This window comes from Gaetbulibacter sp. S0825 (assembly GCF_011777505.1).
Taxonomy (GTDB): domain Bacteria; phylum Bacteroidota; class Bacteroidia; order Flavobacteriales; family Flavobacteriaceae; genus Pontimicrobium.
Genome location: NZ_JAATJT010000001.1, coordinates 1058133 through 1070573 on the forward strand (window position 1 = coordinate 1058133; position 12441 = coordinate 1070573).

8 protein-coding genes and 1 riboswitch are annotated in these 12441 nt (G+C 33.1%); of the genes, 4 read left to right on the forward strand and 4 right to left on the reverse strand.

The window, feature by feature from the left end; translation table 11 throughout:
- The first annotated feature begins 1 nt into the window (after position 1).
- Positions 2-1264 carry a threonine ammonia-lyase IlvA gene (ilvA, locus tag HB672_RS04820; RefSeq protein WP_167608609.1) on the forward strand — a complete coding sequence of 421 codons (1263 nt, stop codon included), beginning with the start codon at positions 2-4 and terminating at the stop codon, positions 1262-1264.
- A 99-nt stretch (positions 1265-1363) separates the two neighbouring features.
- Here ilvA and leuB read toward each other — a convergent pair whose 3' ends face one another.
- The 4 genes from leuB to HB672_RS04840 are packed head-to-tail and all read right to left on the reverse strand — an operon-like array spanning position 1364 to position 5656.
- Positions 1364-2482 carry a 3-isopropylmalate dehydrogenase gene (leuB, locus tag HB672_RS04825; protein ID WP_167608612.1) on the reverse strand — a complete coding sequence of 373 codons (1119 nt, stop codon included), beginning with the start codon at positions 2480-2482 and terminating at the stop codon, positions 1364-1366.
- Positions 2483-2491: 9 nt separating this feature from the next.
- The gene (gene leuD, locus HB672_RS04830; protein ID WP_167608615.1) at positions 2492-3082 is read right to left on the reverse strand and encodes a 3-isopropylmalate dehydratase small subunit; all 591 of its coding nucleotides are present in this window, start codon (positions 3080-3082) and stop codon (positions 2492-2494) included.
- 1 nt (position 3083) lies between these two features.
- Entirely contained in the window at positions 3084-4481 is a 1398-nt protein-coding gene (gene leuC / locus HB672_RS04835; RefSeq protein ID WP_167608618.1) for a 3-isopropylmalate dehydratase large subunit, read from the reverse strand.
- Positions 4481-5656: a 2-isopropylmalate synthase gene (locus HB672_RS04840; RefSeq protein WP_167610282.1), complete on the reverse strand. Its 1176-nt coding sequence runs from the start codon at positions 5654-5656 to the stop codon at positions 4481-4483. The genes leuC and HB672_RS04840 overlap by 1 nt, the downstream gene beginning before the upstream one ends.
- A gap of 149 nt (positions 5657-5805) precedes the next feature.
- Between HB672_RS04840 and HB672_RS04845 the strand changes: the two genes are divergently transcribed.
- The 3 genes from HB672_RS04845 (at position 5806) to thrA (ending at position 12440) form a co-directional block, all read left to right on the forward strand.
- Positions 5806-7356 (forward strand): hypothetical protein, encoded by a 1551-nt coding sequence (locus HB672_RS04845; RefSeq protein WP_167608622.1) that lies wholly within the window; start codon positions 5806-5808, stop codon positions 7354-7356.
- Positions 7357-7433: 77 nt separating this feature from the next.
- Positions 7434-7555, forward strand: a riboswitch (SAM riboswitch).
- A 121-nt stretch (positions 7556-7676) separates the two neighbouring features.
- Positions 7677-8975 (forward strand): O-acetylhomoserine aminocarboxypropyltransferase/cysteine synthase family protein, encoded by a 1299-nt coding sequence (locus HB672_RS04850; RefSeq protein WP_167608625.1) that lies wholly within the window; start codon positions 7677-7679, stop codon positions 8973-8975.
- A 66-nt stretch (positions 8976-9041) separates the two neighbouring features.
- Positions 9042-12440 carry a bifunctional aspartate kinase/homoserine dehydrogenase I gene (thrA, locus tag HB672_RS04855; RefSeq protein WP_167608628.1) on the forward strand — a complete coding sequence of 1133 codons (3399 nt, stop codon included), beginning with the start codon at positions 9042-9044 and terminating at the stop codon, positions 12438-12440.
- Position 12441: the final 1 nt, after the last annotated feature.

Sequence of the window (12441 nt, forward strand, 5' to 3'; positions counted from 1 at the left end):
TATGCAAACGACAACAACATATTTTCCAAGTTTAAAAGACGTTGAAGCTGCCTCCGAAAAGTTAAAGGAGGTAGTTTCAGTAACACCTTTGTCTAAGAATGAACGTTACTCAAATCAATTTGATTGTAATGTGTTTTTTAAGCGCGAAGATTTACAGCAAGTTCGTTCCTATAAAATTAGAGGTGCATATAATAAAATGTCTTCGCTAACAGATATTGAAGCTGAAAATGGGATTGTATGTGCAAGTGCTGGAAATCATGCACAAGGTGTTGCATTATCATGTAAATTATTAAAAATACATGGCACAATTTATATGCCTGCACCAACACCAAATCAAAAAATTGAGCAAGTCAAAATGTTTGGTGGTGACTTTATAAACGTGGTTTTGGTTGGAGATACATTTGATGATGCCTATGAAGCTTCAAAATTGGAATGCGAACGCCTAAATAAAACTTTTATTCATCCATTTAATGATAAAAAAGTTATTGAAGGGCAAGCAACAATTGGTTTAGAAATAATTGACCAAGCACAGCACCCAATTCATTATGTGTTTGTTCCAGTTGGAGGAGGAGGATTGGCCTCAGGTTTATCTACACTGTTCAAAGAGTTATCTCCAGACACAAAAATTATTGGTGTTGAACCAGAAGGAGCACCTTCAATGTCAGTGGCTATTCAAAAAGATAGAATTGTTGAGCTTAAAAATATTGAACGTTTTGTAGATGGTGCTGCTGTACGTCGTATAGGAGATAAAACCTTTGAAATTTGCAAACAAAACTTAGATGTTGTCATCACAGTACCAGAAGGTAAAATATGCCAAACCATTTTGGAGTTGTACAACAAAGATGCTATCGTCGTTGAACCAGCAGGAGCTTTGAGTATTGCAGCTTTAGATTTATATAAAGATGAGCTAGTAGGAAAAAATGTAGTGTGTTTGGTAAGTGGTAGTAATAATGATATCACTAGAACACCTGAAATAAAAGAACGCGCTTTATTACACGCTAATTTAAAACACTACTTTATAATTAAATTCCCACAACGCGCTGGTGCTTTACGTGAATTTGTTGTAGAGATTTTAGGCCCAAATGACGATATTACACATTTTGAGTACACCAAAAAAGTAAACCGTGAAAATGATGTGGCTGTAGTTGGTTTAGAATTAAAATCTCCGAGCGATTTACAACCATTAATCACTAAAATGAAACTTCACAATTTTTATGGAGATTACCTTAATAACAAGCCAGACTTGTTTCAGTTTTTGGTTTAGAAGTGCCTTATTGTATTAATGAATAAATAAAAAACGTACTCCTAAGAGTTCGCTTTCAAAATCCATCAAATTTAATTTCAATTAACCATCAATTTACTATCAAATAATCGTTGATTGTCCTAAATGTATGTTCGTAAAATTAAGGTTTGTATCGTTAGGATGTAAAATATAATCTTCGATAAAATCACCTACTTTTTCTGTAGTCACGTTATCATATTTGGTGTTTAAATCTGGTATTGTAATATGTAATCTCAATGATTTTTCAACAGCAGTTTTTATAAGGTCAGCTTCAGTATGTAAATTAAAATGCTCTAACAACATAGCTGCAGACAAAATAGATGCAATTGGGTTAGCAATACCTTTTCCTGTTGCTTGAGGATACGAACCATGAATAGGTTCAAACATCGCATATTTATCTCCTACAGACGCCGAAGCCAATAAACCTATTGAACCACCAATAACGCTAGCTTCGTCACTAATAATATCGCCAAACATGTTCTCTGTTAAAATCACATCAAATTGTTTTGGGTTCAATATCATTTGCATGGCTGCATTGTCTACAAATAAGAAATCCAATTCAACATCTTTGTAGTTTGCTGCCACATCTGTGACCACTTTACGCCATAAACGAGAACTTTCCAATACATTCGCTTTATCAACTAAAGTCACTTTGTGTTTTCTAGCTTGTGCAGCTTTAAAAGCTAAATGAGCAATACGCTCAATCTCTTCACGAGAATATTCACATAAATCAGATGCAACATTGCCATCATCACTAAGGTGTTTTTTACCAAAATAAATACCTCCAGTGAGTTCACGATATATACTAATATCTGTGCCTTTAATGATATGTTTTTTCAAAGGTGATTTGTCAATAAGCGTATCATAGGCTTTTACAGGGCGAATGTTTGCATAAAGTCCTAATGACTTACGTAAACGCAATAAGCCTTGTTCTGGGCGTACTTTTGCCGAAGGATCGTTATCATATTTTGGGTCACCAATAGCTCCAAATAAAATAGCATCAGTAGTTTCACATACATCTAATGTTTTCTCAGGTAATGGATTCCCAGTTTGGTCAATGGCAATAGCACCAACTGGAGCGTAGGTAAATGTAAATGTATGGTCAAATTCCATAGCGATGGCTTTCAACGCTTTTATGGCCTGATTGGTGACTTCTGGTCCAATACCATCTCCTGGTAAAACTGCAATATTAAGTTTCATCGATTTCTTTTAATATGTTTTTTCAGCTTCAAAAGCTTCAATTTGTTCTTTTTTGCTCAATAAATAGTCAATATCATCATAACCATTTATCATGCATGTTTTTTTATAAGGATCTATATCAAATGATTCTGATACCTCAGAATTTGAAATAGAAATTGTTTGATTCTCTAAGTTGACTTCAAGGTTTGTTTCAGGGTGTGCTTCCACAGTTTGCAAAAGTGATTTCAAAAAAACTTCAGACACCTGAACTGGAAGTAAACCATTATTTAAGGCATTGCCTTTAAAGATGTCTGCAAAAAAACTCGATACAATAACTTTAAAACCATAACCAACTAAAGCCCAAGCTGCGTGCTCACGACTTGAACCACAGCCAAAATTATCTCCAGCAACTAAAATGCTTCCAGAATATGTTGGATTGTTTAAACTAAAATCCTCGTTGATATTTCCGTGTTTATCAAATCGCCAATCTCTAAAGACATTACCTCCAAATCCTTGCTTATCTGTGGCCTTTAAAAAGCGAGCAGGAATTATTTGATCTGTATCGACATTTTCAATGGCTAATGGAATAGCTCTAGACGTAAGTGTTGTAAATTTTTCCATGTTAAGCTAGTTCTAAAGTTTCAATGTCTTTTGTAACGTCTACTATTTTCCCAGCAACTGCTGTTGCTGCTGCTACCAATGGACTTGCTAATATAGTTCGTGAACCTTGTCCTTGTCTCCCTTCAAAATTCCTATTGGATGTTGAAACGCAATATTCGCCTTGAGGGATTTTATCATCGTTCATCGCTAAACATGCAGAACAACCAGGTTGTCGTAATTCAAATCCAGCATTTTCAAATATATCTTTAAGACCTTCATTTATAATTTCAGCTTCTACTTGTTTGCTTCCAGGAACTAACCAAGCAGTTACATTATCTGCTTTTTGTTTTCCTTTAATAAAATTAGCAGCCACTCTAAAATCTTCTATTCTAGAATTGGTACAGCTACCAATAAACACAAAATTTATTGGTTTATTAATTAGTGATTCACCAGCTTCAAAATTCATGTATTCCAATGATTTTTTAAAGGATGCATTATCATCAACTGGAATTGATTCAGAGATTTTAATACCCATTCCAGGATTGGTTCCATAAGTCACCATTGGTTCTATGTCTTCAGCATCAAAATAGTATTCTTTATCAAAAACAGCATCATCATCAGTTGGTAATGTTTTCCAATAGGATACTTTTTTGTCAAATGTTTCACCTTTCGGTGCAAATTCTCGACCTTTTACATACTCAAAAGTAGTTTCATCTGGAGCAATCATACCACCACGTGCTCCCATTTCAATACTCATATTGCAAACAGTCATACGGCCTTCCATACTCATGTTTTCAAAGACATCGCCAGCATATTCGCAAAAGTATCCTGTGCCTGAATTAGTACCTAATTTTGAAATGATATATAAAATTACATCCTTAGGTAATACGCCATTTTTAAGCTTACCATTAACAGTTACTCTTAGGCTTTTTGGTTTTGTAAGTAATAAGCATTGACTAGCAAAAACCTGAGCAACCTGACTGGTGCCAATACCAAAGGCAATAGTGCCAAACGCGCCATGTGTTGAGGTGTGACTATCACCACATACCATTGTCATTCCTGGTTGTGTGATGCCTAGTTCAGGAGCCATAACATGAACAATACCATTATACTTGTGACCAAGTTCGTAAAGTGTAATATTGTTTTTAGCACAGTTTGCAGAAAGTTGTTCTAACTGTTTTCTAGACAATTCATCCTTAATTGGTAAATCTTGATTTAAGGTTGGTGTGTTATGGTCTGCAGTAGCCACAATTTGATTTGGCCGATAAACTGGGATTCCGCGAGCTTCTAATTCATTAAACGCTTGTGGACTTGTTACTTCGTGTATTAAATGTTTATCTATATATAAAATTTGAGGTCCATTTTGGACTGAATCGACGACGTGTGTATCCCAAACTTTATCGAATAAGGTTTTTCCCATTAAGCTGAAATTATTTGTTGATAAACTTTACTGGTTTCAATAATTTGATGAATATCGTTATCGTTGATTTCTTTCTTTTTGTCTGCAAATGTTAAGAAATTTGCATATACTTCATCCAATTGTAACTTGGTTAATTCATAACCAACATTTTTCGCTCTGTAGGCTAAAGCTGCACGACCACTTCTTGCAGTCAATACAATTGCAGATTCTGTTACACCAACTTCTTTTGGGTCTATGATTTCGTACGTCTCACGATTTTTAATCACACCATCTTGATGTATTCCAGAACTATGTGCAAATGCATTGGCACCTACAATGGCTTTATTTGGCTGCGTATAAATTCCCATACTATCTGATACTAATTGGCTAATGCCATATAGCATTTCAGTTTGGATATTGGTGTCCAAATTTAAGTATGGATGTTGCTTTAAAATCATTACAACTTCTTCTAATGCGGTGTTCCCTGCACGTTCTCCAATACCATTAATGGTACATTCAATTTGACGAGCACCATTGATGACACCTTCAATAGAATTCGCTGTAGCTAAACCTAAATCGTTATGACAATGACAAGATAAAATGGCCTTTTCAATGCCTTTTACATTTTCTTTTAAGTACTTTATTTTTGCACCATACTCATGTGGTAAACAGTAACCAGTGGTGTCAGGAATATTCAACACTGTTGCGCCTGCTTTTATGGCTGCTTCACAAACGCGAGCTAAATAATCGTTATCTGTACGTCCTGCATCTTCAGCATAAAACTCGACATCTTCAACAAACGATTTTGCATAACTTACAGCTGCATAAGCACGCTCTATAATGTCTTCACGATTGGTCTTAAATTTGTGAATGATATGTGAATCAGAAGTACCTATTCCAGTATGTATTCTTGGTTTTTTAGCATATTTCAAAGCTTCAGCTGCGACTTTAATATCATTTTCAACTGAACGAGTTAAACCACAAACTGTTGCGTTTTTTACAGTTTTTGAAATTTCTTCAACCGATTTGAAGTCACCTGGACTTGATACTGGAAAACCAGCTTCTATAATATCAACACCTAAAGAGTCTAGCTGTTCGGCAATGACTACCTTTTGTTCAGTATTTAATTTGCAGCCAGGAACTTGTTCGCCATCTCTGAGGGTTGTATCAAAAATTTGTACTTGAGAATTCGACATTTCTTTTAATATATTTTCGTATTGTACTACGAATTTATATTTTGGATTATTCAAAGTGCCATTTGGCTATCATTTAATTACGATGTCAAAGCATATAATGTAATATTTAATATATTGAAAAACAGCAAATTAAATGATTAAATCACACTATGACTAAAGATCAAAAAGATAATCTATTTGTATTGGTGAAGTCACTGTCTAAATCTGAAAAAAGACAGTTTAAGCTTTATGTTGGTCGTTTAGGTGTCAATGAAGACTCAAAATTTTTGTTGCTGTTTAATATATTGGACAAAATGCTTGTGTATGATGAGCAAATAATTCTTAAAAAGGGCATTGTTAAAAAGCAACAGCTTTCTAACTTAAAGGCACACCTTTATAAGCAGATTTTAATTAGCTTAAGACTTAATCCATTGCATCAAAATATTAGGGTTCAAATTCGCGAACAATTAGATTTTGCGACTATTTTATATCATAAAGGATTGTATAAGCAAAGTTTAAAAATTCTTGATAAAGCCAAAACATTGGCTCTTAATTATGAAGAGAAAAATATTGCCTATGAAATTTTAGAGCTTGAAAAAATTATTGAATCTCAATATATTACTCGTAGTATAAGTAATCGTGCTGATGAACTGACAATTCAAGCTAAGCAGTTAAATGCTCAAAATATTCTAGCCAGTAAATTGTCAAATTTATCATTGCAACTTTATGGATTATTCCTTAAAACAGGTTATGTAAAAAACGATGAAGAGTATAATCGAGTAACAAAATATTTTAATGCTAGATTACCAAAATACGATATTAAGGAGCTTGGTTTTAGAGAAAAATTATGGTTATATCAGTCGTATTTGTGGTATAGTTTTTTAGTGCAAGATTTTTTATCTTGTTATAAATATTCGAGAAAATGGGTGGATTTGTTCTATGAACACCCTGATATGATGAAGCTTAATCCAGTTTTTTTTCTAAGAGGGAATCAATACCTGTTAGAGGCATTGTTTTTTATCAGGCATCACGATAAATTCAAATTAGCACTTAATAAATTAGAAACAATTACTCAAGAAAAATGGTTTCCAAGGAATGATAATGTAGAAAGCTTAACGTTTTTATATGTTTATTCAAATAAGTTCAATTTACATTTTATGGAAGGTGCTTTCAAGGAAGGTTTGCCTTTAGTGGATGAAGTTTTGGTGGGTATTAAGGAGCACAAAAGTAGAATAGATGAGCATCACATAATGGTGTTTTATTACAAAATTGCAAGTTTATATTTTGGTATTGGTGAGAATAAAAAATGCATAGAATTTTTAGATAAAATCATTTCCAATAAATCACTTTCCATGCGAGAAGATTTATTATGCTTTTCAAGAGTTTTAAATCTTGTTGCACATTATGAAGCTGGATTGGACTATAATTTAGATGCACTTATTAGAAGCACCTATAAATTCCTTATAAGAATGGAAGATTTGTACGAAGTGCAAAAAGAAATGATTAAATTCTTAAGAAATTTAGGAGATATTTATCCAAATCAACTGCGAAGAGAGTTTATTAATCTTCATAAAAAATTAAAAACTTATGAAGACCATCCATATGAAAGTCGCGCATTTTTATATCTAGATGTTATTTCGTGGCTAGAAAGTAAAATAGAAAATAAATCGGTTGATGTGATAATTAGAGAAAAATTTCAATTAAAAAATCTAAAAAAATAAAATAAGCCGAAAAATATTTGGTTATTAAGTATTTCTTTCTGAATATTTGCGCTCACAAAGTTCAAAAACTTACTGAAATGTTATCAAGAAAGGTGGAGGGATTAGACCCTGCGAAGCCTTAGCAACCCTTTAGCAATAAAGAAGGTGCTAAATTCTACCTGAAAAACGATTCATTTATCGTGATTCGGATAGATAACTCAAACGTAATTACTCATCTGTAATCTCGTAATTTTCTTATAACATTTTTCTATTAAGTATGCTTCTAACGAAGCTTATTTGACTTTTGGTTTAATTATTTATTAACTCAAAAAACTAGAAAAATGAGTACTCAAAAATTTGCAACCAAAGCGTTGCACGCAGGACATGACGTTAGTCAAAATGCTGGAACAAGAGCAGTTCCAATTTATCAATCAACAGCTTATGTTTTTAATGATTCTGATCACGCAGCAAATTTATTTGCTTTAGCAGAACCAGGAAACATTTACACACGTATTAACAACCCAACAAACGACATTTTAGAGCAACGTTTGGCAGCTTTAGAAGGTGGAATTGCAGCAGTTGTAACTGCTTCGGGAACATCTGCAATTGCTACATCGTTGCTAACGCTTTTAAAAGCAGGTGACCATATTGTAGCTTCAAACAGTTTGTATGGTGGAACATACAATTTGTTAAGTGTCACTTTGCCAAGACATGGTATTACAACCACATTTGTAGACCCTTCTAATCCTGAAAACTTTAATAAAGCAGCTCAGGAGAGTACTAGAGCATTTTTTATTGAGTCTCTTGGAAACCCAAAATTAGATGTACTTGATATTGAGGCTATTTCTAAAGAGGCAAAAGCATATAAAGTGCCATTAATTGTTGATAATACAGTAGCAACACCTTATTTATTAAATCCTATTGAGTTTGGTGCAAACATCGTTATACATTCGTTGACTAAGTATATTAATGGAAACGGAACAGCGCTTGGAGGTGTTATTATAGATGCTGGGACCTTCGATTGGAGCAATGGTAAGTTTCCTGAATTTACAGAGCCATCAGCTGGATATCATGGTTTAGTCTATAGCGAAGCTTTAGAGGCTGCTGCTTTTATTGCTAAGGTTAGAATTGAAGGACTTCGTGATTATGGAGGTGCATTAAGTCCTTTTAATGCCTTTCAAATTATTCAAGGATTAGAAACTCTAGAGTTGCGTATAAAAAAGCATAGTAGTAATGCTTTAAATCTTGCCAAATGGTTACAGGAACAACCAGAAGTTAATTGGGTAAACTATCCTGGTTTAGAAACTAGTAAGTATAAAGATTTAACAAGAAAGTATTTGCCAAATGGACAAAGTGGTATTGTAACCTTTGGAGTTCATGGTGGTTATGAGGCAGCTAAAACAATTGCAGATAAGACTGAACTATTTTCTTTATTAGCAAACATTGGTGATACTAAATCTTTAATAATTCACCCAGCAAGTACAACACACCAGCAGTTAAATGACGAAGCTCAAGAAGCTACAGGTGTTACTAAAGACCTCATTAGGCTGTCAGTTGGAATTGAAAACATTGAAGATTTAAAGGCCGACTTAAAAGAAGCTTTTAAACTTATAAAAGAACCATCCAAAATTTTAGTTTAGTTCTCTTGAACAGGTATGCTTATTTATTGAGTGTGCCTGTTCTTTTTTTAACATTAATCTAGACCAATGAGTGCATTAAAAATTTTGGAAATAACAAACTATATTACAAGTACAAGTTATAAAAGTGATATAAAACTTTCTTACGAGGTATTTGGGAAACCACTAGGGAGTGCGCCTGTAGTATTAGTAAATCATGCTTTAACAGGTAATAGTAATGTTGCAGGTAAAAATGGTTGGTGGAAAGATTTAATTGGTGAAGAAAAAGCTATAGATACAAATACGTACTCTGTTTTATCTTTCAACATACCAGGAAATGGTTACGACGGTTTTGTTATAGATAGTTATAAAGACTTTGTAGCTAGAGATATTGCAGATATTTTTTTAAAAGGGTTAAAGCTTTTAAAAGTAGATAAGCTTTTTGCAATTATAGGAGGTTCATTAGGAGGTGGAATTGCTTGGGAAATAGCAGTTCTTAATCCAAAAATAACTGAACATTTAATTCCAGTTGCAACCGATTGGAAATCTACAGATTGGCTAATTGCAAACTGTCAGATTCAAGAACAATTTTTATTAAACTCAACTAATCCGGTTCATGATGCTAGGATGCACGCTATGTTATGCTACAGGACGCCAGAATCATTTAAAGAACGATTCCAACGTTCTAAAAATGAAACATTGGAAATTTTTAATGTAGAAAGTTGGTTGCTACATCATGGAAATAAATTGCAAGAGCGATTCCAACTCTCTGCTTACAAATTGATGAATCAATTGTTAAAAACCATAGATGTTACAAAAGGTAGAGAAGATAATTTTAAAGTATTGGACACTATCAAAGCTAAAATTCACATTATAGGTGTTGATTCTGATATGTTTTTTACTGCTGAAGAGAATAGAGACACACATAAACAGTTGGCTTTAACGCATCCTAATGTCACTTACAACGAAATTAATTCGGTACACGGACATGATGCCTTTTTAATTGAGTATAAACAGTTAGAAAAAATAATTAAAGGAATCTTTAAACCAGATTCAAAAGAAAAACGAATGAAAGTATTAAAGTTTGGAGGAAAATCTTTGGCAAATGGAAAAGGTTTAGAAAAGGTTGTATCCATAATTGAAAATAAAGTAAAACAAGGGGAGCATATAGCAGTAGTTGTATCTGCAAGAGGAAACGCAACCAATGAGCTTGAGGCAATTCTAAATAAGGCTGTTAAAAATCAAACCTATAAAGAACAGTTAGAAGCTTTTAAAGAATACCAATCTAGCATCGCCACTAACATAAACTTTTCGAAAGAATTTTCAATTTTAGATAAATTGTTAGAAGGTGTTACATTATTAAAAGATTATAGTAACAAAACAAGAGATGAGCTTTTAGCACAAGGAGAACTTTTATCAATTAAATTATTGGAAACCTTATTAAAAGAGCGAGGTATTAACGCCAAGGCCACTGATGCAAGAACACTTATTAAAACCGATGAAAATTTTGGTGAAGCTCAGCCACTAATGAAACTGTCGAAAGAAAATGTTTTAAAACATTTTGAAAAATATAATGGAAACACCGTAAACATTGTTACTGGCTTTATAGCTTCTAATATAAAAAACGAAACAACTACCTTGGGTAGAAACGGTAGTAACTATACAGCATCATTATTAGCAAACTATTTAGATGCAGAAGAGTTACAAAACTATACGCATGTAAATGGCATTTATACAGCAAACCCAGATTTAGTTTCTGATGCAAAGAAAATAGACGAGTTAACATTTAGTGAAGCAAACGAATTAGCCAATTTTGGGGCAACGATTTTGCATGCTAAAACTATAATTCCTTTAATAGAAAAGAATATTTCTCTTAGAATTTTAAACACGTTTAACCCAGATGATAAAGGGACATTAATTACTTCCAGAACAAATTCTAAAGGGATTAAATCACTTTCTATTATCGATAATGTAGCTTTAATAAACTTAGAAGGTCGTGGTTTATTAGGGAAAGCTGGAGTTGATGCTAGAATTTTTAGAGCCTTGAGTTATCATAATATTAGTGTCAGTATCATTTCTCAAGGTTCTTCCGAAAGAGGTATAGGCTTGGTAATAGATGCTAACAAAGCTTCAGAAGCAGTTATTGCTTTAGAAAGAGAGTTCGAAAACGACTTCTATTCAAAAGATGTAAATAAGATTGAAATTATAGACAATGTTTCTGTGATATCAATAATTGGTCAGGACTTAAGTACATTTCATAAACCATTTAATGCATTAATAAAAAACCAAGTTGTACCATTACTATTTAACAACACGGTTACTGGTAAGAATGTAAGTTTAGTAGTTAAGAATAACAAATTACATAAAGCTTTAAATGTTATTCATGGTGAAATCTTTGGTATTTCTAAAAAAATAAATCTAGCCATTTTTGGTCATGGATTGGTAGGTGGTACATTAATTAATCAAATAATATCTTCAGCAAATGACATAGAAAAACGTAAAGGTGTTAAACTTAATATTTTTGCAATAGCTAACTCCAAAAGTGTGTTGCTCAATTCTAGAGGTGTAAATAGTAACTGGAAGCAAAACTTAGAATCACAAGAAAAAAATTACACAATAGAAGATATAATTGCTTACGCTAATGAAAATCATTTAGAAAATTTAATAGCTGTCGACAATACATCTTGTATAGAATTCGTACAACAATACACTAAGTTAGTAGATCATGGATTCGACTTAGTGTCTTCCAATAAAATAGCAAATACTATTGAGTTAGGGTTTTATCATAAACTTAGAGAACACTTAGTAAAACATCAAAAACGTTATTTATACGAAACCAATGTTGGCGCAGGTTTACCACTTATCGATACCATTAAGCTATTACACTTGTCAGGTGAAAATATTACTCGAATAAGGGGTGTGTTTTCAGGGTCATTAAGTTATTTGTTTAACAATTTTTCTAATGAAGAAAGGCTATTTTCCGAAGTGCTTAAAGAGGCAGTAAACAAAGGCTTTACCGAACCAGATCCAAGAGAAGATTTATGTGGAAACGATGTGGCCAGAAAACTATTGATTTTAGCTCGCGAATTAGACTTGCATAACGAAATTGAAGACGTGAAAATTCAAAACCTTATTCCGGAATCATTACGTACTGTTGATGCTTCAGAGTTTTTAAATTCTTTTGGAAAAATGGATAAAGAATATCAGATTTTAAAGGACAACCAGTCACCCAATCACGTTCTACGGTATATTGGCGATTTGCATGGTAATCTAGCAGATGAAAATGGAGCTAAGTTAGATGTTAAATTAGTGTCTGTTCCTCAAAGTTCACCATTAGGAGCTCTAAAGGGTTCAGATTCAATATTCGAAATATATACAGAATCTTATGGAGAACAACCATTAGTAATTCAGGGAGCAGGAGCAGGAGCTCAAGTAACAGCTCGAGGTGTATTTGGAGATATTTTAAGATTAGTAGATAACAATAACTAAA